The 23,605-nt window shown below is 61.8% G+C and carries 22 protein-coding genes; 9 read left to right on the top strand and 13 right to left on the bottom strand.

The window, feature by feature from the left end:
* Nucleotides 1–3: 3 nt before the first annotated feature.
* From L8I05_RS24055 to L8I05_RS24025, 7 genes are all read right to left on the bottom strand, one after another.
* Nucleotides 4–186, bottom strand: a complete 183-nt coding sequence (locus L8I05_RS24055) for a DUF4175 domain-containing protein (RefSeq protein ID WP_242171788.1) — start codon at nucleotides 184–186, stop codon at nucleotides 4–6.
* Entirely contained in the window at nucleotides 183–1,286 is a 1,104-nt protein-coding gene (locus L8I05_RS24050) for a PepSY-associated TM helix domain-containing protein (RefSeq protein ID WP_177017922.1), read from the bottom strand. Before L8I05_RS24050 ends, L8I05_RS24055 begins: the two co-directional genes overlap by 4 nt.
* Before the next feature lie 63 nt (nucleotides 1,287–1,349).
* The gene (locus tag L8I05_RS24045; protein WP_242171787.1) at nucleotides 1,350–3,779 is read right to left on the bottom strand and encodes a TonB-dependent siderophore receptor; all 2,430 of its coding nucleotides are present in this window, start codon (nucleotides 3,777–3,779) and stop codon (nucleotides 1,350–1,352) included.
* 197 nt (nucleotides 3,780–3,976) lie between these two features.
* Nucleotides 3,977–4,945, bottom strand: a complete 969-nt coding sequence (locus tag L8I05_RS24040; protein WP_242171786.1) for a FecR family protein — start codon at nucleotides 4,943–4,945, stop codon at nucleotides 3,977–3,979.
* Nucleotides 4,942–5,460, bottom strand: a complete 519-nt coding sequence (locus tag L8I05_RS24035) for an RNA polymerase sigma factor (protein WP_242171785.1) — start codon at nucleotides 5,458–5,460, stop codon at nucleotides 4,942–4,944. Before L8I05_RS24035 ends, L8I05_RS24040 begins: the two co-directional genes overlap by 4 nt.
* 145 nt (nucleotides 5,461–5,605) lie before the next feature.
* On the bottom strand, nucleotides 5,606–6,313 hold the full coding sequence (locus tag L8I05_RS24030) for a 3'-5' exonuclease (protein WP_242171784.1): 708 nt from the start codon (nucleotides 6,311–6,313) through the stop codon (nucleotides 5,606–5,608).
* On the bottom strand, nucleotides 6,310–8,232 hold the full coding sequence (locus L8I05_RS24025; RefSeq protein ID WP_242171783.1) for a putative nucleotidyltransferase substrate binding domain-containing protein: 1,923 nt from the start codon (nucleotides 8,230–8,232) through the stop codon (nucleotides 6,310–6,312). Before L8I05_RS24025 ends, L8I05_RS24030 begins: the two co-directional genes overlap by 4 nt.
* 246 nt (nucleotides 8,233–8,478) lie before the next feature.
* Here L8I05_RS24025 and L8I05_RS24020 point away from each other — a divergent pair, with 246 nt between their 5' ends.
* Both L8I05_RS24020 and L8I05_RS24015 read left to right on the top strand, forming a co-directional pair.
* Nucleotides 8,479–8,925, top strand: a complete 447-nt coding sequence (locus L8I05_RS24020; RefSeq protein ID WP_177017926.1) for a response regulator — start codon at nucleotides 8,479–8,481, stop codon at nucleotides 8,923–8,925.
* Nucleotides 8,926–9,054: 129 nt separating this feature from the next.
* On the top strand, nucleotides 9,055–9,441 hold the full coding sequence (locus L8I05_RS24015) for a hypothetical protein (protein WP_242171782.1): 387 nt from the start codon (nucleotides 9,055–9,057) through the stop codon (nucleotides 9,439–9,441).
* A 72-nt stretch (nucleotides 9,442–9,513) separates the two neighbouring features.
* On the opposite strand, the gene L8I05_RS24010 is transcribed toward L8I05_RS24015, so the two are convergent.
* Nucleotides 9,514–11,691: a malate synthase G gene (locus L8I05_RS24010; RefSeq protein ID WP_242171781.1), complete on the bottom strand. Its 2,178-nt coding sequence runs from the start codon at nucleotides 11,689–11,691 to the stop codon at nucleotides 9,514–9,516.
* Nucleotides 11,692–11,959: 268 nt separating this feature from the next.
* On the opposite strand from L8I05_RS24010, the gene L8I05_RS24005 reads away from it, so the two are divergent.
* Nucleotides 11,960–12,472 carry an ACT domain-containing protein gene (locus L8I05_RS24005; protein ID WP_197626568.1) on the top strand — a complete coding sequence of 171 codons (513 nt, stop codon included), beginning with the start codon at nucleotides 11,960–11,962 and terminating at the stop codon, nucleotides 12,470–12,472.
* A 222-nt stretch (nucleotides 12,473–12,694) separates the two neighbouring features.
* On the opposite strand, the gene rarD is transcribed toward L8I05_RS24005, so the two are convergent.
* The 5 genes from rarD to L8I05_RS23980 all read right to left on the bottom strand — a co-directional run bounded on the left by rarD (nucleotide 12,695) and on the right by L8I05_RS23980 (nucleotide 18,448).
* Nucleotides 12,695–13,579 carry an EamA family transporter RarD gene (gene rarD / locus L8I05_RS24000; RefSeq protein WP_242171780.1) on the bottom strand — a complete coding sequence of 295 codons (885 nt, stop codon included), beginning with the start codon at nucleotides 13,577–13,579 and terminating at the stop codon, nucleotides 12,695–12,697.
* A 194-nt stretch (nucleotides 13,580–13,773) separates the two neighbouring features.
* A complete protein-coding gene (locus tag L8I05_RS23995; RefSeq protein ID WP_034116112.1) occupies nucleotides 13,774–14,748 on the bottom strand; it encodes a serine/threonine protein kinase in 975 nt (324 codons plus the stop codon).
* Nucleotides 14,749–14,909: 161 nt separating this feature from the next.
* Nucleotides 14,910–16,808 (bottom strand): PhoX family phosphatase, encoded by a 1,899-nt coding sequence (locus L8I05_RS23990; protein WP_242171779.1) that lies wholly within the window; start codon nucleotides 16,806–16,808, stop codon nucleotides 14,910–14,912.
* A gap of 80 nt (nucleotides 16,809–16,888) precedes the next feature.
* Nucleotides 16,889–17,653, bottom strand: a complete 765-nt coding sequence (locus tag L8I05_RS23985; RefSeq protein WP_242171778.1) for a TOBE domain-containing protein — start codon at nucleotides 17,651–17,653, stop codon at nucleotides 16,889–16,891.
* A gap of 57 nt (nucleotides 17,654–17,710) precedes the next feature.
* Nucleotides 17,711–18,448, bottom strand: a complete 738-nt coding sequence (locus L8I05_RS23980) for a ComF family protein (RefSeq protein ID WP_242171776.1) — start codon at nucleotides 18,446–18,448, stop codon at nucleotides 17,711–17,713.
* Between the two features lie 92 nt (nucleotides 18,449–18,540).
* Here L8I05_RS23980 and bioB point away from each other — a divergent pair, with 92 nt between their 5' ends.
* From bioB to L8I05_RS23950, 6 genes are all read left to right on the top strand, one after another.
* Nucleotides 18,541–19,596 (top strand): biotin synthase BioB, encoded by a 1,056-nt coding sequence (gene bioB / locus L8I05_RS23975; protein WP_159960411.1) that lies wholly within the window; start codon nucleotides 18,541–18,543, stop codon nucleotides 19,594–19,596.
* Nucleotides 19,597–19,678: 82 nt separating this feature from the next.
* Nucleotides 19,679–20,860 carry an 8-amino-7-oxononanoate synthase gene (bioF, locus tag L8I05_RS23970; RefSeq protein WP_242171774.1) on the top strand — a complete coding sequence of 394 codons (1,182 nt, stop codon included), beginning with the start codon at nucleotides 19,679–19,681 and terminating at the stop codon, nucleotides 20,858–20,860.
* Entirely contained in the window at nucleotides 20,853–21,584 is a 732-nt protein-coding gene (locus L8I05_RS23965; RefSeq protein WP_242171773.1) for an alpha/beta fold hydrolase, read from the top strand. The genes bioF and L8I05_RS23965 overlap by 8 nt, the downstream gene beginning before the upstream one ends.
* The gene (gene bioC / locus L8I05_RS23960; protein WP_242171772.1) at nucleotides 21,577–22,389 is read left to right on the top strand and encodes a malonyl-ACP O-methyltransferase BioC; all 813 of its coding nucleotides are present in this window, start codon (nucleotides 21,577–21,579) and stop codon (nucleotides 22,387–22,389) included. Before L8I05_RS23965 ends, bioC begins: the two co-directional genes overlap by 8 nt.
* A complete protein-coding gene (gene bioD / locus L8I05_RS23955; RefSeq protein WP_159960407.1) occupies nucleotides 22,386–23,066 on the top strand; it encodes a dethiobiotin synthase in 681 nt (226 codons plus the stop codon). Before bioC ends, bioD begins: the two co-directional genes overlap by 4 nt.
* A 106-nt stretch (nucleotides 23,067–23,172) precedes the next feature.
* Nucleotides 23,173–23,454 carry a hypothetical protein gene (locus L8I05_RS23950; RefSeq protein ID WP_025857014.1) on the top strand — a complete coding sequence of 94 codons (282 nt, stop codon included), beginning with the start codon at nucleotides 23,173–23,175 and terminating at the stop codon, nucleotides 23,452–23,454.
* The last annotated feature ends 151 nt before the right edge of the window (nucleotides 23,455–23,605 follow it).

Below are 23,605 nucleotides of genomic sequence, written 5' to 3'. Positions count from 1 at the left end.
TCCTCAGCCGCGCCGCTTGAACAACGCCCAAACACCAATCACAGCAGGAACCCCCAACCCGGCCCAACTCAACGAATCCCACAGCCCATCCCCCAGCAACGCTGCAAACAACCCGGCCGCACTGAGCACGCCAATGCCCAGCGGAATGCCAAACACCTTCCAGAAATTCGACTGACGCGGCTTCATGCCTTGGCCGCCTTGCGCCGCACGATCCACAGGTAAACGCCGCTGCCGAGCACGATGATGGTCAGCACATCCAGCACCGCCCACAGGATCTTCATCGGCATGCCGCCGTAGTCACCAAAGTGCAGCGGCTGGGACATGCCCATGGCGTCCATGTACCAGGGCCGCTCGGCGATGGCCGTGACGGCGAGGGTGCTGGCGTCGATCAGCACCGGCGTCAGCAAGTGCGAGGTCAGGTGCGTGCTGCCCTTCATGAACACCGCGTAATGGTGCTCACTGGAAAAGCGCGTGCCGGGGAAGGCGATAAAGTCCGGCTGCATGCCGGGCGCGGCTTTGGCGGCGATGCTCAGCAGCTCGGTGGCCGGTGCGCGTTGGGTCAGCGGTGGCGCGTTTTTGTACGGCTCGATCATCGCGCTGAGGCTGTCCTGACGCCAGGCGGCGATGATCAGGTCGGCGCAGGCACTGATCACACCGGTCACGCCCACCACCAACGCCCAGGTCAGCGTGACCACGCCGATCAGGTTATGCAGGTCGAGCCAGCGCAGGCGCGTGGACTTGTCCTGACGCACGGTGGCGAACTTCAAGCGGCGCATGAAGGGCAGGTACAGCACCGTGCCCGAGACAATCGCCACTACAAACAGAATGCCCATGAACGCCAGCAGCAACTTGCCCGGCAGGCCGGCAAACATGTCCACGTGCAGGCGCAGCAGGAACAGCGTCAGCCCACCGTTGGCGGCCGGCGTTTCCACGGCTTCACCGGTGCGCGCATCGAGCATGAAGGTGTGCGACGAATTGGGCTCGGTGCCGGCAGTGGCGGCCATGATCGCGATCACGCCGTTCTTGTCGTCCTCGTCCCACGCCAGGTATTGCATCGCCTCACCGGGGCGATGCGCCTGGGCTTTCGCCACCAGTTGCTCGAGGTTCAGCTGCGGGGTGTCAGCAGGCATCTGCGCCAGTTCGGGTTCGTTGCCCAGCAGGTGATCGATCTCATGGTGGAAGATCAACGGCAGGCCGGTGAGGGCCAGCAGCAGGAGGAAGACGGTGCAGATCAGGCTGGTCCAGGTGTGGATGAAGGACCAGCGGCGGATGGTTTTGCTTTTCATTTTTCTAGCCTTCAGACACACCAAAGCCGCCCCGGAGGACGGCCTGGTTATTAACTCAGCCGATTACCACTGGTAGGTGGCGCTGGCGACGACGCTGCGTTGGTCGCCGAAGTAGCAGTAGTTGCCGTCACAGGTAGAAAGGTAGTCCTTGTTGAACAAGTTGGTGGCGTTCAACTTCACCGATGCGCCTTTGAGGCTGTTGTCCAGGCGGCCCAGGTCGTAATGCACGGCGCCGTCGAAGAGGGTGTAGGCATTGGCCTTGCCCAGCCAGGTGTTGGCCTGGTCACCGTAGGTGTTGCCGGTGTAGCGGGCGCCGAAGCCGATGCCGAAACCGTCAAGTACGCCGGTGTGCCAGGTGTAGTCAGTCCACAGCGAGGCTTGCTGGTTGGGCATGAGTGTCAGGCGGTTGCCTTTGTAGATGCCTTTTTGCACCTCGGATTTTGCCAGGGTGTAGGCGGCGATGACCTTGAGGTTCTCGGTCACATCAGACACGGCTTCCAGCTCCAGTCCCTTGACCTTCACTTCGCCGGTCTGGCTGTTGATTTGCTGGCCGCCCGCGCCGAGGGTGGTCACCTGCACGTTTTTCTGGGTCAGTTCATAGACCGCCGCGCTCAGCAGTGTATTTGAGCCGGGCGGCTGGTACTTCACCCCCGTTTCCCATTGCTTGCCTTCAGTCGGTTTAAAGGTTTTGGAAGCATTTGTATCTGCGTTGCTCGCTGGTTGGAACGACTCGGCGTAGGACAAGTATGGTACGAAGCCCGAGTCGAACACGTAGCTCAGCGCCGCGTTGCCACTGAAGTGTTTGATGCGGTCGGTGTTGGTCGCATCGTTGTCATTGAAGTAGGTGGTGCCCTGATGCACCCAGTCTTCACGCCCGCCTACCGTCAGGCGCCAGTTGTCCAGGGCCATCTGGTCTTGCGCGTAGAGGCCGGTTTGCACGGTTTTCTGGTTGTAGTCGTAAAAAGGTCGCACACCCGTCGGGCGCAACGTCGGCTGGGTGTTGATCGGGTTGAAGATGTTGATATTTGACGCCGTGCCGTAGATCGCCCGATAGGAGGTATCGGTACGTTGGTGATCCAGGCCCAGCAGCAACGTATGGCTGATGTCGCCGGTGGCGAAGTCAGCCTGGAAGTTGTTGTCCACCGCGAACTGGCCAATGCTTTCGTCGACGTTGGTGGTCGACCGGCTGATATTGCCCTCCGCATCTGCCGGGGAGTAGATGTAGGAGCCCACGGTCAGCTGCCGGAAATCCAACTCCGATTTGGTGTAGCGAAGGTTCTGCTTGAACTGCCAGGTATCGTTGAATCGGTGTTCAAACGCATAGCCCAAGGCGTAGTAGGTACGGTCGTAGAACTCGTAGTCCGGGTCGCCCAGGTTCTTGTGGTGGGAAACCTCGCCCAGTGGCGATTTGATCTTGGTGCCCTGGATCGGCATGAACTGGCTGGTGGTGCCGGTATCGTCCCGAGTGAACTGCGACAGGAAGGTCAGCTTGGTATCGGTGTCGATATTCCACGTCAGGCTCGGCGCAATGTTGTAGCGCTTGTTGTCGATGTGGTCGACCTGGGTGCCGGCGTCGCGCACTACACCGCTGAGGCCATAAAGGAACTGGCCTTCATCATCGATTTTGCCGGTGCTGGCGAAGTTGATCTGGCGGTAGTTGTCACTGCCGTATTGCACTTGGACGGCGTTGCTCGATTCAGCACTGGGGCGGCGGCTGACCATGTCCAGCAGGCCGCCCGGTGGCGTTTGGCCGTAGATCGACGAGGCCGGGCCACGCAGCAAGGCCAGGCGATCGAGGTTCCAGGTTTCGGCTTTCGGGTTGGCGTACACACCGCGCGGCAATGGCAGGCCGTCGAGGAATTGCGTGGGTTCAAAACCGCGCACGCGCATCCAGTCGTAGCGGGTGTCGCTGCCATAGCTGGAAGAGACGATGCCGGGCATGTATTTGACCGCGTCATCGAGGTTCTGGACGTTGCGATCCTGCATCTGCTGCCGTGTGGCGACGGAGATCGAACGCGGTGCTTCGACCAGTGCGGTGTCGGTCTTGGTGCCAGCGGCGGTGCGCGTTGCCAAGTAGCCTGTCACCGGGCCCCAGGCACTTTCGGTGTTGCCCTGAGCAATGATGCTCGTCTCAGGCAACGCCACAACCCCCTCCGGAATCGCCACCAACGTAAACGTCCCGGCGCTGCTCTGCTCCAACTGCAACCCGGTCCCGCGCAACGCCTCGCGCAGCGCGCCCTGTGCATCGAACTGGCCCTTGACCGGTGCCGAGGTCTTGCCCGCTGCCAGCGAAGGATTCAGCGTCAGCGCAAGGCCGGCCTGGCTGGCGATCTGGTTCAGGGTACTGGCCAACGGCGCCGCCGGCAGGTTGTAGGCGCGCACGCTGGAAGCCTGTTCCGCGGCGATCAGCGTGGTGCTGGCCAGCGGGGCGCTGAGGGCAATGGCCACGGCTAACAGGCTGGGGCGCAACAAGGTGTCTAGCGTGCGGGACATAGGGCGGCTCCTGAATGGAAGTAATTCGCAATTGCCTATGTGCCGAGCGAGATTCAAAAAGTGATAGGGCTGGGTGGAAATATTTTTCAGGGTGGTCTTGAGGGCCCCATCGCAGGCAAGCCAGCTCCCACCTTGAAATGCATTCCCATGTGGGAGCTGGCTTGCCTGCGATAGCGATGGCTCAGGCCACACAAAAATCAGGGCTTGGCGGTCACGGTCACCCACCACGGCGTGTGCTGCTCAATCTGCACCGGCAAGGTCGGCAGCAACGCGTTCAGCGCCAGCGTGGTGTCGTGCAGCGGGAAGCTGCCGGTGATGCGCAGGTCGGCGACGGTTTTATTCACGCCCAGATAGCCGGTGCGGTAGCGGCTGAGTTCCGCGATCACATCGCCCAGGCGAGCGTTGTCGACCACCAGCATGCCGCGTGTCCAGGCGTCGGTGGCGGGCGTCACGGCAAGCAGCGGGCCGAGGCCGTCGCTGCGCATCAGCACTTGCTGGCCTTGCTTGAAAATCTGTTCCTTGTGCAGCGCCTCAGGCTGGGCGGCCACGGCGGACTGCAGCACGCTCAGGCGCGTGGCGTCGTCTTCGCGCTTGACGATAAACCGCGTGCCCAATGCGCGCAGGCTGCCGTCGCGAGTTTGGACATAAAACGGGCGGGCATCGTTATGGCCGGTCTCGACGAGAATCTCGCCTTCCTGCAGCACGATCAGCCGGCGTTTTTCATCAAACCGCACGTCGATGGCGCTGTGGGTGTTGAGGTTGATCAGCGTGCCGTCCGCCAGTTTCAGGGTGCGCTGCTCGCCGGTGGCGGTGCGTTGGTCGGCCAGCCAATAGTGGATCGGCACGTAACGCTCGCCGGCAAACAACGCCAGGCCGCAGACCAGCGCGATACTCGCCACGCCGCGCCCCAGCTTGCGCACGCGCTGGCGAATGCCTTCGCGTGACTGCAACAGCGCCGCCCGCGCCGGGCCTGCGGCCACGCTGAACCGCTGGTCGAGCATGCCCAATTGGCGCCAGGCGCGTGCATGTTCTTCATCGCTGGCCAGCCATTTGGCGAATTCTTCCTGTTCCACGGCACTGCCGTCGCCGGAGTCGAGGGACAGTTGCCACGCAATCGCGGCATCCAGCACACGCGCCGACACCGGTTTGCTGCTGATCACCGTCACAACGGCTCGCCGTACAGTGCGACGTAGCACTGGCGAATGCCCTGGGCCAGGTATTGGCGCACGCGCGGCACCGACACGCCGAGGCGCTCGGCGATTTGCGCGTGGCCCAGGCCGTCGAGGCGGTTATAGAGGAAGGCGGCGCGGGCCTTGCTCGACAGCTTGCCGAGCAGGCGGTCGATGGCCTTGAGGTCTTCGAGGATCAGTTGCTGTTCTTCCGGCGACGGGTGTTCGCTTTCCGGGATCAACATCAATTCGGTGAGATAGGCCTGTTCCAGCGCCGCGCGCCGGAAATAGTCGAACAGCAACCCTTTGGCGATGGCCACCAGAAACGCGCGGGGCTCGCGGGGTTCGCGCAGTTCTTCACGGCCCAGCAGGCGCATGAACGTGTCCTGGCTCAGGTCTTCGGCGCGGCTCGGGCAGGCCACGTTGCGGCGCAGCCAGGCCAGCAGCCAGCCGCGATGGTCGCGATACAACGCGCCAACAAGCTCACTGTGCGGGGTCTGGACCGACGACAAGGCATCACCGAATAAACAAGAGGTTTAAACTAACGAGAATTATTCGCGATTGTGTCAGAGGCAAGCAGTGGGCGCAATTGGCGTCTGTCGGGCGATCGTTCCCACGCTCTGCGTGGGAATGCCTCACTGGACGCTCCGCGTCCCGCTAGAAAGAGGGGGCTTGTTTGCGCCGTTTCCATTGGCTCAAGCGCGCCTGAAGCGCCTGCGGAGAGTCGATGTGCTGCTGGCGCGCACGACTCAACAGGATGAGCATCAGCTCCGCCGTGGCCAGGGCGTCGGCGCTGGCGTGATGGCGCTCGCCGACCTGCAGCTTGAAGTGGTTGATCCAGTCATCCAGCCCGGCCTCGCGGATATTCGCTTCGGGGCACAGCAACGGGGCGATGTCGGCGACGTCGAGAAACGGATGCGCCAGGCGATAACCCAGGCTGTCCTTGAGTGCGCGGCACAGCATGTGTTGATCGAACGGCGCATGGAATGCCAGTAACGGGCTGTCGCCAACAAACGCCATGAACTCCAGCAACGCTTCGGCCGGGTCGCTGCCGGCGGCAATCGCACTGGGGCCGAGGCCGTGGATCAACACACTGGGGCTGAGTTTGGTTTCGGCACGGTGCAGGGTGCGCTCGAACATCTGCGAGAAATCCACGGCGCCGTCCTCGATCACCACGGCGCCGATGGACAGCACCTGGTCACGGTTGAGGTTCAGGCCGCTGGTTTCCAGGTCGACCACGACCCAACGCTGGCTGCGTAAGGCGCCGTCGCCCAGCACCGCGGGTTTGGGCAGTTGCGCCAGGCGCCGCTGCTGTTCTGCGTCTAGCCCTGGCTTTTTCGTACGCAGCCAGTCGAACAAGCTCACAGTTGATACCGAAAGGTCAGGCTGCTTTGCAGGCGCTGGGCCTGGCGCAGGGATTCACGCAGGATGCGCCGGTCCAGGTGGTTGAGGCTGTCGGGATCGACGCGGTTGGAATACGGCTGGTTCTCGCGGGTTTGCAACTGGTGCTGCTGCATGCGGGTTTGCTGGATAAAGTGATAGGCCTCTTCGTACGCGGCGCCGTCCAGGGGCTCGATGACCTCTTTGGTCACCAGCTGGCGCAGGCGCTCCAAGGTGTTATTGGCGTGGACGCCATTGGCCAGGGCCAGCAGGCGCGCGCCATCGACAAAGGGCGTGAGGCCTTGCACCTTGAGGTCGAGGGTGGCCTTTTCGCCACCTTTGCGCGTCAGCACAAAATCGCGGAAGCGCCCAACGGGCGGGCGCTGGCGCAGGGCGTTCTCGGCCAGCATGCGTTGAAACAGCCGGTTATCCGCGACTTGATCCAGAACGCTCTGGCGCAATTGCTCGCAGCCCTGTTCGTCGCCCCACACCACGCGCAAATCGAAATAGATGCTGGAGGCCAGCAGGTTCTCAGGCGTCGCCTCGCGGATAAACGCGCCGAAACGCCGCGCCCATTCAGCCCGCGACAGGCACAGCTCGGGGTTGCCGGCCATGATGTTGCCCTTGCACAAGCTGAAGCCGCACAGCGCCAGGCTCTGGTTGATCTGCTGCGCCAGGGGCAACAAGCGGCCGCGAATTTCGGCGGCTTCGGCGGCGTCCTTGGCGTCGAACAGAATGCCGTTGTCCTGGTCGGTAAACAGGGTTTGCTCGCGGCGGCCTTCGCTGCCGAAGCACAACCAGCTGAAGGGCACGCCGGGGTCGCCTTTGTCGGCCAGCGTCAGTTCGATCACCCGGCACACGGTGTGATCGTTGAGCAGCGTAATAATGTGGGTGATCTGCGTGGACGACGCGCCGTGGGCGAGCATGCGTTCCACCAGTTGGCCGATCTCGCCGCGAATCGCCACCAGGTTTTCTACTCGCGGCGCATTGCGGATGGTGCGGGCCAGGTGCACCAGGTCCACCCGTTGCAGGGAAAACAGGTCGCGCTCGGACACCACGCCACACAAGCGCTGGTCTTTCACCAGGCACACATGGGCGATGTGTCGCTCGGTCATGGCGATGGCGGCGTCGAAGGCGCTGTGGTCGGGCGTCAGGAAGAATGGCGCCTGGGTCATATGGCCTTCGATGGCCTGATTGAAATCACTGGTGCCGTCGGCCACCACTTGGCGCAGGTCGCGCAGGGTGAATATCCCAAGAGGCGCCTTATGCTCGTCGACAATCACGATGCTGCCGACTTGCTGCTCATGCATCAGCGTCACCGCCTCGCGCAGCGGCGTGGTCGGGTTGCAGGTGACCGGATGGCGCATGGCCAATTCGCCCAGGCGCGTGTTCAACGAGTACTGGGTGCCGAGGGTTTCCACGGCTTTTTGCTGCACCTGCTGGTTAACCTGGTCCAGCAGTGCGCTGACACCCCGCAGGGCGAAATCGCGAAACGGGCTGGAGAGCGCGAACAGCTTGATAAACGCCGGCTTGTTCAGTTGCAGGCAGAAGGTGTCTTCGGCGGCCTTGTGCTCGGTGCGGGTCGCGCGTTCGCCCAGCAGCGCGGCGAGGGGGAAACACTCGCCGGTGGTGATTTCGAAGGTGGTTTGGGTGGAGTCCGGCCGTTCGCCGACGACTCGGCCTTGCTTGACGATATAGAAATGCTCCACCGGCCCGCCCGACGGCTTGAGGATGCTGTCGCCGGGACCGTAGAAGCGCAATTGGCACTGTTCCACCAGAAACGCCAAGTGGGCGTGTTCCATCTGGTTGAACGGCGGGAAGCGTTGCAGGAATTGCAGGGTGCCGTGGATGTTCTGCAACACGGCGGTTTTTCCCGCCTGGGTGAAAGCATCAGCTTTACTCATAACAGTGACCGCAGTTTCTTGTCGTTATCGTCCTTTATGGTCAGCCCCCGCGCCCTGGGTGCCCATTGGACGTAAGTCTAGGTAGCGGTAAAACGATGGGCGACTAGGGAAAAACCTTACATGACTATCGTCCAAACCCCGTAGAACACCCACTAGGCAAACTTTCCGACGAAGTGCACATTGTTCGCCCTTCTGCAGATGTCTGACGAGTGTGCTGGGAGATTGATGAGAACTGCTGAGAAACGTATGTCCGACCACGATATTTTGAGCGATGCCGAGCGCGAGGCGCTGAGCGCTGTGATGCTGGAGCCTGATTTACCGCCACAACGCGTGTTGATTGTTGATGATGACAAGGACGCGCGTGAACTGCTGGCGGAGATCCTGGGCCTGGACGGCATTCGCTGCATGACGGCTGACAGTGGTGAGGCAGCGTGGGATTTGTTGAAAACCAGTAGCTCGATTGGTCTATTGATTACTGACCTGCGCATGGAACCCAGCAACGGCCTTGAACTGATCGAAAAGGTGCGCGAGTCCGAGCGGGCGGCGTTGCCGATCATCATCATGTCGGGGGACGCCGAGGCGCCGGATGTGATCGATGCGATGCACTTGAGTGTGGTGGACTTTTTGCTCAAGCCGATTGATAGCGTGAAGTTGGCGAAGATGGTCAAGCGTGAATTAGGTATGGCGCAGTAGTTACCGTTGGTCAGGTTTCTCCGATACCTGTTAGTTTTAACAGTAGGAAAGCTTGGGAGGCTCTTGTTTACTGGGTGAAGTAGCGCGCAGAGACCGTTACTTTAAATACCCATTAAGCGGGAGATGGAAATGGCGACTAAAAGTCCGTTCAAAGGCTCGGCAATTCTGAAAGTTACCTACAGAGATAAACCTCACCTTGAGTTTAATTTGGATAAGGTTGAAGGGGCCGCAAACAATTTCGTGGCCTTTGACAATAAAGGCAAACCCATTTTGGCAATTGTTTACCCAGAGAACGTTGAAGACGGTAAAACCTATAATTTTGAATACGCCGCAGATCATCCTTGGGGATTGCGGTTCGCTGGCGACGGGGACGAGCGCTCTTTGGCCGGGAAAGTTACTGTGATAGTGACCGATGGTGGCGATCATCAAGCACTGACGATCGCGGCGGTTTATGAAAAAGAAGTAGGTAAGAAATACGTGTTTGAGGGGAAGGCTGATATTCAATACATCCCATGATAAAACCGCATGGTTTAATTATAGGTGTGGGCTTGAACTCCCTGATCTCAAGATCAGGGAGTTCAAGTTTAACTACTTACCGTTTTTCGCTTTAAACTCCCGACGCCGACGGTGTAACACCGGCTCGGTATAACCATTCGGCTGTTTAGTCCCTTCAATCACCAACTCCACCGCCGCTTGAAACGCGATGTTGCTGTCGAAATCCGGCGCCAACGGGCGATACAGCGCATCCCCGGCATTCTGACGGTCGACCACCGGCGCCATGCGCTTTAGGCTTTCCATCACTTGGGCTTCGTTGACGATGCCGTGGCGCAACCAGTTGGCGATGTGCTGGCTGGAGATGCGCAGGGTGGCGCGGTCTTCCATCAGGCCGACGTCGTTGATGTCCGGCACTTTCGAGCAGCCCACGCCTTGGTCGATCCAACGGACTACATAGCCGAGGATGCCCTGGGCGTTGTTGTCCAGCTCGTTGCGGATTTCTTCGTCGGACCAATCGGTGTTGCTGGCCAGAGGAATGGTCAGGATATCGTCCACCGAGGCGCGCTCACGCTTGGCCAGTTCGGCCTGACGCGCGAACACGTCGACCTTGTGGTAGTGCAGCACGTGCAGTGCGGCTGCGGTGGGCGACGGCACCCAAGCGGTGTTGGCACCGGCCAGTGGGTGAGCGATTTTCTGTTCAAGCATCGCCGCCATCAGGTCGGGCATCGCCCACATGCCTTTACCGATCTGCGCACGGCCTTGCAGGCCAGTGCTCAGGCCGATATCAACGTTCCAGTTCTCGTACGCGCCGATCCACTTCTCGGCTTTCATGGCGGCCTTGCGCACCATCGCGCCGGCCTCCATGGAGGTGTGGATCTCGTCGCCGGTACGGTCGAGGAAGCCGGTGTTGATAAACACCACGCGCTCGCTGGCCGCCTTGATACAGGCCTTGAGGTTGACCGTGGTGCGGCGCTCCTCGTCCATGATCCCGACCTTGAGGGTGTTGCGCGGCAGGTTCAGCACGTCTTCGATGCGGCCGAACAGCTCGTTGGTGAACGCCGCTTCTTCAGGGCCGTGCATTTTCGGTTTAACGATGTAGACCGAACCGGTGCGGCTGTTCTTGCGGCTGCTGTTGCCGTTGAGGCTGTGGATCGCTGCCAGGCTGGTGAGCAGGCCATCGAGGATGCCTTCGGGCACTTCGTTGCCGTGTTTGTCGAGGATCGCGTCGATGGTCATCAAGTGGCCAACGTTGCGCACGAACAGCAGCGAACGGCCGTGCAAGGTCACGTCCTGGCCATCCACGCCGGTGTAGACGCGGTCGGCGTTCATGGTGCGGGTGAAGGTCTTGCCGCCCTTGGCCACTTCTTCAGCCAGGTCGCCCTTCATCAGGCCGAGCCAGTTGCGGTAGATCACCACTTTGTCATCGGCATCTACGGCGGCGACGGAGTCTTCGCAGTCCATGATGGTGGTCAGCGCGGCTTCCATCAGCACGTCTTTGACGCCGGCGGCGTCGGTCTGGCCGACCGGGGTGCTGGCGTCGATCTGGATTTCGAAGTGCAGGCCGTTGTGCTTGAGCAGGATCGCAATCGGCTGGGCCGCAGGGCCCTGGAAACCGATCAGCTGGGCATCGTCACGCAGGCCGCTGTTGCTGCCGCCCTTGAGGCCGACGATCAGCTTGCCATCCACGATCTTGTAGCCGGTGGAGTCCGCGTGGCTGCCGGCGCTGAGCGGCGCGGCTTCGTCGAGGAAGGCACGGGCGAAGGCAATCACCTTGTCGCCACGGACTTTGTTGTAGCCCTGGCCCTTCTCGGCGCCGTCGGCTTCGCTGATGGCGTCGGTGCCATACAGTGCGTCATACAGCGAGCCCCAGCGTGCGTTGGAGGCGTTGAGGGCGAAGCGGGCATTCATCACCGGCACCACCAGCTGCGGGCCGGCCATGCGGGCGATTTCGTCATCGACGTTTTGGGTCGAGGCCTGGAAGTCTGCGGCTTCTGGCAGCAGGTATCCGATATCTTGCAGGAAGGCTTTGTAGGCCACAGGGTCGTGGGCCTGGCCGGCGTGCGTCTGGTGCCAGGTATCGATCCGCGCTTGGAAATCGTCGCGTTTGGCGAGTAGGGCTTTGTTCTTCGGTGCCAGGTCGTGGATGACCTTGTCGGCGCCGGCCCAGAACTGGTCGGCAGTGATGCCGGTGCCGGGAATGGCTTCGTTGTTCACGAAGTCGAACAGGACTTTGGCGACCTGCAGGCCACCGACTTGAACGTGTTCAGTCATTGCTTGCCTCACTCTGCGGAGCTTATGCGCTGTTTCAGATTTTCATTATGTAGTGCACGGTTGGGCATACTACATGATGACTTGCGGTTGTGAAAATTAGACTAAATACGTCGTTTAGCGACCCACTTTGGTCGTACGGTCACAGCGGAGAACGGGATGTTCTCAAAAAACTATTGGATTGTTCCAGATAAATATAAAAATGGTACACGATTTGTTTTCGAGGGCGCCTGCGTCCACCTTGTAGATTGAAATCCCAGAGGGCTTCGCCATGGACCATCTTGTACTTACTATTATCGCCGCCGACAAACCCGGCCTGGTTGAACGCATTGCGCAGAACATTGCGGCCCACGGCGGCAACTGGCTGGAGAGCCGCATGGCGCACATGGCCGGGCAGTTTGCCGGGATCCTGCGGGTCAGTGTGCCTGCAGAAAGCCGTCAGGACCTGGTGAATGCGCTGGAGGACTTATCCACACACGGCATTCGCGTGCTGGTGGGTGAGGGCAGTACCGGGCAGGCCGCGGCATCCAAGGCGATCCTGATGACGCTGGTGGGTAACGACCGCTCGGGCATCGTGCGTGAGATCACGGCGCTGCTGAGCAAGCAGGGCGTGAACCTGCAAAGTCTGAGCACGGATGTGCGCCCGGCGCCCATGAGCGGCGATCCGTTGTTTACCGCCGAGGCTGTGTTGCAGGTGCCGACAGCGTTATCCCTGGATACCTTGCAATTGTCCCTGGAAACCCTGGCGGATGACTTGATGGTGGAGTTGCACCACGAGGAATAACCGCCCACAGGGTTATGCATGGAAATCTTGCATGGGCCTGTGGATAACCTGTAGAGACCCGGCGCCAGGCCACGCCGGCCGGGCTTCTGCTCGGCTTGAGCAAAAAACGAACAGTTTCAACGGCTTGTGCACAAATGGCGGGGATCAGGTTGTGGATAACCTTGGGGTGGATGTCTGCAAGCCAAGCCCGCCGTGGCTTGCAGAGGTTTGTACGTTATTTGATCAGCGTTTGCGCACGGTCAGCCAGGCGTCCAGTCTGTAGACCACCAGGCCCGCCCAGATAAATGCGAAGGCGATCAGCGTGCTGGTCGCCAGGTGTTCGCCGAACAGGAACACCGCTTCCAACAGCACCAGCGTGGGTGCCACGTACTGCAAGAAGCCCAGCGCGGTATAGGGCAAATGGCGCGCGGCCGCGTTGAAGCACACCAGCGGGATCAATGTGACTGGGCCTGCGGCCACCAGCCACCAGGCTTCGGAGGTGCTCCAGAATTCAAGCTGCGCACTGTGCGCCGTGGGGTTGAACAGCAGCCATGCCACGGCAATCGGCACCAGCATCCAGGTTTCCACTACCAGCCCCGGCAGTGCCTTGACGGGGGCTTGCTTGCGGATCAAACCGTAGAAACCAAAGGTCAGCGCCAGCACCAGCGACACCCACGGCAAACTGCCGACTTGCCACACCTGCTGCGCCACACCCACCGCGGCAAGACCGACAGCCATCCATTGCAGGCGCCGCAGGCGTTCGCCGAGGATCAACATGCCCAACAGCACATTCACCAGCGGGTTGATGTAGTAACCCAGGCTGGCTTCGAGCATGCGCCCGCTGTTGACCGACCATACATAGGTCAGCCAGTTGGCGGCGATCAACGAGCCGCTGAGTGCCAATATCGCCAGGCGCTTGGGGTTATCGAGCAGTTCACGCAACCAGCCCGGGTGTTTCCACACCATCAACAGCAGGCCGCCGAACAGCGCCGACCACAACACGCGGTGCACGATGATTTCGGCGGCGGGAACGCTGGCGATGGCTTTGAAATAAATCGGGAACAGGCCCCAGATGACATAGGCGCTCAGGCCCAGGATGTAACCCTTGCGGGGGTTGGCGGGTTGCATTGCGGAATCCTTGCATAGGCAGCTAACAAAGGCGCAATTGTAAGGATTTTTGTCGACCGGTGGTGATCGTTCCCACGCTCTGCGTGGGAATGTGGCTTTTTTGGACGCTCCGCGTCCGCACCTGGAATCGTGACGCGGAGCGTCACAGGCGGCATTCCCACGCAGAGCGTGGGAACGATCAGGGCGATCAGGGGTTAGAAGAGTTTCAGCGGTTCTTCATTAAGGGCCGACAGTTGCTCACGCAACGCCAGCACCTGGTCGCCCCAATAGCGCTCGCTGCCAAACCACGGGAAGCTGTGAGGGAACGCCGGGTCATCCCAGCGCCGTGCCAGCCAGGCGCTGTAGTGCATCAGGCGCAAGGCGCGCAGGGGCTCGATCAAGGCCAGCTCGCGTGGGTCGAAGTCGTGGAATTCCTGATAGCCGTCCATCAATTCCGACAGCTGGCCCAGGCATTCCTGACGGTCGCCGGCGAGCATCATCCACAAATCCTGCACGGCCGGGCCCATGCGGCAGTCGTCCAGGTCGACGATATGGAACATCTCATCGCGGCACATCATGTTGCCGGGGTGGCAGTCGCCGTGCATGCGGATGTTTTTGTGCGGCGTGGCCTTGTACACCTCTTCCACGCGCTTGAGCAGGTCGCGGGCTACAGACTCGTAGGCCGGCAGCAGGCTTTTGGGAATGAAATTGCCTTCGAGCAAGGTGTTGAGGGAGTCGTGACCGAAGTTCTTCACCCCCAGGGCTTCACGGTGTTCGAACGGGCGCGTGGAACCCACCGCGTGCAACCGCCCGAGCAACTGCCCCAGGCGATAGAGCTGATCGAGGTTGCCCGGCTCCGGCGCACGGCCGCCACGGCGAGGGAACAGGGTGAAGCGGAAACCGGCATGTTCAAACAGGCTTTCGCCGTTGTGGATCAGCGGCGCGACCACCGGCACTTCGCATTCGGCCAGTTCGAAGGTGAAACGGTGCTCTTCGAGGATCGCTTCGTTGGTCCAGCGCTGGGGCCGGTAGAACTTGGCGATCAGCGGTTCGGCGTCTTCGATGCCCACCTGGTACACACGGTTTTCGTAGCTGTTGAGCGCCAGAACGCGAGCATCGCTGAGAAAGCCGATGCTTTCGACGGCGTCGAGTACCAAATCTGGCGTGAGTGTTTCAAACGGATGGGCCATGCGAACTCCTGCGCGCAGCAGGGCGCCGCGTCCGGCCCGGTATGGTAACGCACCGGGCCTGAGATAGGTGGTGACTGTGCCATTGCTATCGCGGGCAAGCCCGCTCCCACCGTTGGAATGCAACCCGCTGTGGGAGCGGGCTTGCCCGCGATGGCGGTCGGTCAGGCGCCGACAACCCCGCCGTCATCGCGCCGAATAGCCATCACCGACGAGCGCGGTTTGCCGTTTGGCAGATGCTCCGGCCAGGTCGAACCACCGGTTTCGCCGGGGTGCTGAATGCCCACAAACAGCGTCTTCTGGTCCGGCGAAAAGCTGATCCCCGTGACTTCACACGCCACCGGCCCAACCATGAACCGGCGGATTTCCCCGGTATTCGGGTCGGCGCACAGCATCTGGTTATTGCCCATGCCGGCGAAGTCGCCCGCATTGCTGTAGTCGCCGTCGGTCAGAATCCACAAGCGCCCGGCTTTGTCGAAACCCAGGCCGTCGGGGCTGTTGAACATGTTTTGCGGGTTGATGTTGGATGAGCCGCCCTTCGGCGTACCGGCATGCACGCCGGGGTTGCCGGCCACCACAAACAGGTCCCAGGTGAAGTCCAGCGCGCCGTGGTTATCGGCGTCGGCCTTCCAGCGCAGGATCTGACCGTAGACGTTTTTCTCGCGTGGGTTAGGCCCGCCCACCGGCTGCCCGTCTTCGCCGCGCTTGGCGTTGTTGGTCAGGGTGCAATAGACCTGGCCGTCGGTGGGGCTGACCACGATCCATTCCGGGCGGTCCATACGTGTGGCTTTCACCACGCTGGCGGCCAGGCGCGCGTGGATCAGCACTTCGGCCTGGCTGGCGAAACCGCTGCTGGCGTCGATGCCGTTTTTGCCGTGGGTCAGCTCGAGCCATTGGCCTTTGCCCTTGGGGTGGTCGGCGTCGCCGTCGCCCGCGTCGAAAATCGCCACGTATAAAGTGCCGTGGTCGAGCAGGTCTTTGTTGGCCTTGGGGTTGTGATGATTGATGGGGTCGCGGCTGACGAACTTGTAGATGAACTCGCCGCGTTCGTCGTCGCCCATGTACACCACGGCGCGGCCGTCGCGGGTTTCAGCCAGCGCTGCGTTTTCGTGCTTGAAGCGGCCCAGGGCGGTGCGCTTGACCGGTGTGGATTGCGGGTCGAACGGGTCGATCTCAACCACCCAGCCATGGCGATTGAGTTCGTTGGGGTTCTTGGCCATGTCAAAGCGCGGGTCGTGCAGATGCCAGTTGATTTCTTTGCTGGCTGCCACCACGCCGTAGCGCTTTTGCCCGGCGTCGAAGGCCTGTTGTGGGTTGCTGCTGCCAAAGCAGTCAGTGAAGTTCTCTTCGCACGTCAGGTAAGTGCCCCAAGGCGTCTTGCCATTGGCGCAGTTCTGAAAGGTGCCGAGGGCTTTTTTGCCGGTTTTGTCGGCGCTGGTTTTCAGCCAGGCGTGGCCGGCAGCCGGGCCACTCAGGCGGATCGGCGAGTTGCCGTGGATGCGCCGGTTGTAGCGCGAGTCCTGGACGAACTGCCAGGTGTCGCCCGTGCGCCGCACTTCAATCACCGACACGCCTTCGCTGGCCTGGGCCTTGTGTACGTCTTCGGCCGATTGCGGCGCGCCGCCGTGGGCGTAGAGGTAGCGGTAATTGGTGTATTCGTTGTTGATTGCCAGCAGTGCGCGGTTGTCGTCGCCGGGGAAGGCGAACAGGCTCATGCCGTCGTTGTTGTCGCCGAACTGCTGCTCCTGGGCTTTGGCGGTGCCGTTGCCGGACGGGTCGAACGCCGGCGCCTGCTTGTGCAATGGCTGGCCCCAACTGATCAACACCGAGGCGCTGTAGCCGGGCGGCAGGGTGATGGCGTCGCTGGTGGCGGCGGCGATGCTGGTGAACCCCAGCAGCGGGCTGGCGCTGGCGGCGTTCACGGCCAGGGCGCTGCGGGTCAGCAGGTTGCCACCGAGGAACATCGCAGCGCCGCACAGGGCGCCGGCGCCGATAAAACGCCGGCGGGTGAGGCCGACCATCTGTTCAAGGTCGGTGGCTTGGTTTTCTTCTAGTAGGCTCATTTCAGGCTCCCTGCGGTTTTTGCAGACACCTTAAGGAGCACGCGTGACGAAATTGTTGCAGTTTGAAGTTGCCCTGCGCCCTACGCGGGTGTGCCGAGCAACACGTTGCTGGGTGAGAACTGCACCTGGATCGGCTGGCCCTCGGCGGCCTTCAACGCCTTGAGCGCGGCGGGCTGCGCCAGGGCGCATAAAACCTGGCCGTTGGGCAGGGTGATACGCACCTCGCTGGGGCCGTCTTCGGCGTCGAGAATCGTCTCGATAACGCCGCTCATGCAATTGTGTCCAGGTGTTGCGGCTTGCCCGATAGCCAGCAATTCCAGCCAGCCGGCCTTGATCAAGGCCACCACTTCCACGCCGGTCTCGAGTTCGAGGCGCTGGGTGCTGTCGTGGGTGATCTGCGCACTCAGGCTCAAGTCGCCCGACAACTGCAGGTGGATCAGGTCATTGCGGCCATGGCTTTCAATCGCGATGACCCGGCCGTGCAACTGGTTGCGCGCACTGGTGCGCAGCATCAAGCGGCCCAGCAGGTTGAAGTCACTGGCATCTTCATCCGAACCGAGTATTTCGGCCTGCAACACTTGCAGGCGCTGATAGAGGCGCAACACGCGCTCACCTTCGGCCGTCAGCTTGGCACCGCCGCCACCCTTGCCGCCGACACTGCGCTCGACCAGCGGTTTTTGCGCCAGATTGTTCAGTTCATCGATGGCGTCCCAGGCCGCCTTGTAACTCAAACCGGCGCTTTTGGCCGCGCGGGTGATCGAACCCTGCTCGGCGATGTGCGCGAGCAAGGCAATACGCTGGGGGCGGCGGATGATGTGTTGGCTGAGGGAGGTCGGCAGAGACATGTGGATACGCTTCTATAAGGTCAGCGGACGTTGCAGCCGTGGCGCACGGGAGTCAAGTCATGTGCCGGGTTTTGGCGTGCGAGCCAGGCAGTAGACGTCGACCTGGCGCGCCCCGGCCTCCATCAACAGGCGGGCCAGGCTGTGGGCGGTGGCGCCGGTGGTGAGTACATCGTCCACCAGCGCCAGGTGACGGCCCTGCACCTGGGCATCGGGTGCCAGCGCGAATGCGCTGAGCAGGTTGCGTTTGCGGGTCTTGGCGTCGAGCGCTTGTTGCGCGACGGTTTCATGCGGGCGTAACAACAGGTGTTCATCGTGGGCGATAGCAAGGCGTTCACTGAGCCAGCGAGCCAGCATCAGCGCCTGGTTGAAGCCACGTTCGCGCAAGCGTTTAGCTGCCATGGGCACCGGCAGCAGGCAGTCGGGGCGCGTGAGGTCGGTGTTGTCGAAGCGGTGTTGCAGGTGCTGCCCCAGCAGGCGCGCGAGCAGGTGGCCGAAGGGCCAGCGCGATTGATGCTTGAAGCGGCTGATCAAGGCGTCGACCGGAAAGCTGTAGGACCACGGCGCAATCACCTGTTTAAACGCGGGTGGGTGTTTCTGACATTGGCCGCAGATCAGTCCGTCCATGGGCAACGGCAGGGCGCATACCTCGCATTGCGCCATTAGCCACGGCAGCTCGATTTCGCAGACGTTGCACACACAATCGACCGATTCGGTGGCTTCATCGCACACCAGGCAGGTCTGGTTGTTTTTTAGCCAGATGTAAACTTCGTGTTTGTATCCAGGTTGACAGTGCATGAATCTTCCTTAAATATGCCGAGCATCCGTGTCGTGACTGTGGGTATTGCCCTTCCCACAGCGAAAGCCCAAGCATAATCAAGGAATCGCCCATGAGCGCCAGCACCACTGCCACCCTGCGTCACGATTGGTCTTTGGCCGAAGTCAAAGCGCTGTTTGTACAGCCCTTCAATGACCTGTTGTTCCAGGCGCAGACCGTGCACCGCGCGCATTTCGACGCCAACCGTGTGCAGGTGTCGACCTTGCTGTCGATCAAAACCGGCGCTTGCCCGGAAGATTGCAAATATTGTCCGCAGTCGGGCCACTACAACACGGGCCTGGAAAAAGAAAAGCTGATGGAAGTGCAGAAGGTCCTCGAAGAGGCTGCCCGCGCCAAGGCCATCGGCTCGACGCGTTTCTGCATGGGCGCGGCGTGGAAACACCCGTCGGCCAAAGACATGCCGTATGTGCTTGAAATGGTCAAAGGCGTGAAGGCCATGGGCCTGGAAACCTGCATGACCCTCGGCCGCCTTGACCAGGACCAGACCCAAGCGTTGGCTCAGGCCGGCCTCGACTACTACAACCACAACCTCGACACCTCGCCGGAGTTCTACGGTTCGATCATCACCACCCGCACCTACAGCGAGCGCCTGCAAACCCTGGCCTATGTGCGTGATTCGGGCATGAAGATCTGCTCGGGCGGCATCCTCGGCATGGGCGAGTCCCTGGACGACCGCGCCAACCTGCTGATCCAGCTGGCCAACCTGCCGGAGCATCCGGAGTCGGTGCCTATCAACATGCTGGTAAAGGTGGCCGGTACGCCGCTGGAGAACGCCGATGACATCGACCCGTTCGACTTCATCCGCATGCTCGCCGTGGCGCGCATCCTGATGCCGCAATCCCATGTGCGCCTGTCGGCCGGCCGTGAAGCGATGAACGAGCAGATGCAAGCCCTGGCGTTCTTCGCCGGCGCCAACTCGATTTTCTACGGCGACAAACTGCTGACCACCGCCAACCCGCAGGCTGACAAGGACATGCAACTGTTCGCACGCCTGGGCATCCTGCCGGAAGCCCGCGAAGAGCACGCCGATGAAGTGCATCAAGCGGCGATCGAGCAGGCGTTGGTGGAGCAAAAGAGCAGCGAGCAGTTCTATAACGCCGTTGTTTGACGCCGATCCCTATTTGGAATGCAAGCCAGCTCCCACAGTTGAGTGCATCCAGTCTTAAGTTCTTTGATCTGCCGAGGCCTGCATGTCTTTCGATCTCGCCGCGCGCCTCGCTGCCCGCCGTGCCGAACACCTTTATCGCCAACGCCCGCTGCTGGACAGCCCCCAAGGCCCGCACGTGGTGGTGGACGGCCAGGCGCTGTTGGCATTTTGCAACAACGACTACCTCGGCCTGGCCAATCACCCGCACGTCATCGAAGCCTGGCGCGCCGGTGCGTCCCGCTGGGGCGTGGGCGGCGGCGCTTCGCACTTGGTGGTCGGCCATGCCACGCCGCACCATGAACTGGAAGAAGCCCTGGCCGACCTGACCGGTCGCCCGCGCGCACTGTTGTTCACCACCGGTTACATGGCCAATCTCGGCGCCGTCACCGCATTGGTGGGGCAGGGCGACACCGTGCTGGAAGACCGCCTCAACCACGCTTCGTTGCTGGATGCCGGTTTGCTCTCCGGCGCACGTTTCAGCCGTTACCTGCATAACGACGCCAGCAGCCTGGCCAAGCGCTTGGAGAAGGCCACCGGCAATACGCTGGTGGTCACCGATGGCGTATTCAGCATGGACGGCGATCTGGCCGACCTGCCCGCGCTGGCCCGCGAAGCCAAGGCCAAAGGCGCGTGGCTGATGGTGGATGATGCCCATGGCTTCGGCCCGCTGGGTGCCAATGGCGGCGGAATTGTCGAGCATTTCGGTTTGAGCCAGGAGGACGTGCCGGTACTGGTCGGCACCCTGGGCAAAGCGTTCGGCACTGCCGGAGCATTTGTGGCGGGCAGTGAAGAACTGATCGAAAGCCTGATCCAGTTCGCCCGGCCCTACATCTACACCACCAGCCAACCACCGGCCCTGGCCTGCGCGACGTTGAAGAGCCTGGAACTGCTGCGCACCGAGCATTGGCGGCGCGAGCACCTCAACGGCCTGATCCGCCAGTTCCGCCAGGGCGCCGAGCAGCTTGGCCTGGACTTGATGGACAGCTTTACGCCGATCCAGCCGATCCTGATTGGTGACAGTGCCAAGGCCGTGCGCCTGTCGCAGATGCTGCGCGAGCGCGGCCTGATGGTCACCGCGATTCGCCCGCCCACCGTGCCTGCCGGCAGCGCGCGTTTGCGCGTGACATTGACGGCTGCGCACAGTGAGGCGCAGGTGCAGCTATTGTTAAACGGATTGGAAGCGTGTTTCCGCTTGTTAGGCGCCACGGAGCCCGACCATGCGTGATCGACTGATATTGCTGCCCGGCTGGGGCCTCGGTGTGTCGCCGCTGGAACCGTTGGCGGCCGCTTTGCGTGGCCTCGACGAGCACCTGCAGGTGCACATCGAACCATTGCCGGCGTTGGATTCCAGTGATGTGAATGAATGGCTCGACGAACTCGACGCCACACTGCCGGACAATGCCTGGCTGGGCGGTTGGTCCCTGGGCGGCATGCTCGCCTCGGAGCTGGCGGTGCGGCGCGGCGAGCGGTGTTGTGGGCTGCTGACGCTGGCGAGTAACCCGTGCTTTGTCGCCCATGCCGGCTGGCCCAGCGCGATGCCGGCCGAAACCTTTGATGCGTTTCTGGCCGGTTGCCATGCCGATTCCCAAGTCACCCTCAAGCGCTTTGGCCTGCTGTGTGCCAAAGGTGCGCAAGACCCGCGCGGGCTATCGCGTTTGCTGGTCAGCGGTGCGCCGACTGCGCCGTCCAGCGTGTTGATGCCGGGGCTTGAATTGCTTGCCCAGCTCGATACGCGTGCCGCGCTGCAGGCCTATCGCGGTCCCCAGCTGCACCTGTTCGCCGGTCTGGATGAACTGGTGCCTGCCGAAGCCGCCAGTGATTTGCTGGCGTTGCTGCCCGATGTAGAAATCGGCCTGATTGAACAGGCCGGTCACGCTTTTCTTCTGGAAGACCCTCACGGCGTTGCGGGGGCCATCCAGGCTTTTTTGCATGAGTGCGTTGATGACTGATTTATCCCACCCATCGCTGCCCGGCGCCTTGCCGGACAAGCGCCAGGTCGCGGCATCGTTTTCCCGCGCGGCCGCCAGCTACGACAGCGTGGCCGATTTGCAGCGCGCGGTGGGCACTGAACTGTTGGCGCGGCTGCCCGCCGACACGGCGCCCCAGCGCTGGCTGGACCTGGGCTGTGGCACTGGGTTTTTCAGCCGCGTGCTGGGCGAGCGGTTGCCGGCCAGCCACGGCGTGGCGCTGGATATTGCCGAGGGCATGCTTAACCACGCGCGGCCTTTGGGCGGTGCCGAGCATTTCATCGCCGGTGATGCTGAACGCTTGCCGTTGCAGGGCGACAGTTGCGGGCTGATCTTCTCCAGCCTGGCGGTGCAATGGTGCGCGAATTTCGAGGCGGTGCTCAGCGAGGCTTATCGTGTGCTGCAGCCCGGTGGCGTGCTGGCGTTCGCCAGCCTGTGCGTGGGCACCTTGGCTGAGCTGCGCGAAAGCTGGCGCGCGGCGGATGGCCTGGTGCACGTCAATCGCTTCCGCAGTTTCGAGGCTTATCAACAGCTGTGCGCGGCCAGCGGCTTGCGCGTGGTCAGCCTGGCGCGCCAGCCCCATGTGCTGCATTACCCGGATGTGCGCAGTCTGACCCACGAACTCAAAGCATTGGGCGCGCATAACCTCAACCCGGGTCGCCCGGGAGGGTTGACGGGACGCGCGCGGATTGTTGCACTGGTGGACGCTTACGAGCAGTTCCGTCAGGCCCAGGGCCTGCCCGCCACGTATCAAGTGGTGTATGCCGTACTGGAGAAACCTCTATGAGCGCCGCTTATTTCATCACCGGCACCGACACCGATGTCGGCAAGACCACCATCGCCGCCGGCCTGCTCCACGCGGCACGGCTTGCGGGCAGAAGTACCGCCGCAGGAAAACCGGTGGCCTCGGGTTGCCAGGTCACACCAAAAGGTTTGCGCAACAGCGACGCGCTGGCATTGCTGGCCGAGTGTTCGTTGCCGCTGACGTATGCCGAGGTCAACCCGGTGGCGTTCGAGCCTGCCATCGCGCCGCATCTGGCGGCGCGGGAGGCGGGTGTGGCGTTGACGGTGCAATCGTTGCTCAAACCGATGCAGCAGATTCTGGCGCGACAGGCGGATTTCACCTTGATCGAAGGCGCGGGCGGCTGGCGGGTGCCGTTGGCCGATCAGGACAATCTCTCCGATTTGGCTATGGCGCTCCAGCTGCCGGTGATCCTGGTGGTGGGTGTGCGCCTGGGCTGTATCAGTCACGCCTTGCTCACCGCTGAAGCCATCGCGCGGGACGGTTTGCCGTTGGCGGGTTGGGTGGCGAACATCATCGACCCCAAGACCTCCCGTCTGGAAGAAAACCTCGCCACCCTGGCTGAGCGGCTGCCGGCGCCCTGCCTGGGCCGCGTGCCGAAACTCAAGCAGGCCAGCGCAGAAGCGGTGGCCGAGTACCTGGAATTGGACCTGCTTGACTGATTTTGGCTATCGCTAAGGCATTATGCCATTAGTGTTTTTGACGGGCGTTTTGCCCGGATGTCTGCTTCAATTCAGGTTCACGATTCTCTAAAGGCAGGCTTACGCCATGGAAATCTCTGGAAGCAGCGCGTTTTATTCGGGGCTGAGCACGATTCAGGCCGGGCAAAACCGTGTCGACCAGGCCGCCGGCAAGATTGCCAGCGCCGCGACGACCCAGCCATCGGACGCACAAAGCGATCGTCTGCAAGCCAACGATCGGGCTCAGCCGTCCAACTCGGCAAGCAATATGGTCGAAATGGCCCAAGGCAAGTTTCAAGTGGAGCTGGGCGCCAAAGTCGCCAAGGCTTCGGATGAAATGCTCGGTACGTTGATCGACACTTACGCTTAACCCCTTTCTCTAGATCTGCCGGCTTTCCTTTGGGAGCTGGCTTGTGTGGGAGCTGGCAAGCCAGCTTCCACATTTGTCTCGCTTCGCCTTCTCTAACTTCTAAACTCCTTTTTGCTGTGGCAACCCGCCGCAGGCCTTGCCGTGCGCGCCG

The sequence above is a fragment of the Pseudomonas sp. MONT-RG-20F-20-E-7-02 genome, from assembly GCF_022662395.1.
In the GTDB taxonomy this organism is placed as follows: domain Bacteria; phylum Pseudomonadota; class Gammaproteobacteria; order Pseudomonadales; family Pseudomonadaceae; genus Aquipseudomonas.
The sequence above is the reverse complement of the archived record's forward strand: the minus strand, read 5'-3'. Positions and strand labels throughout refer to the sequence as shown.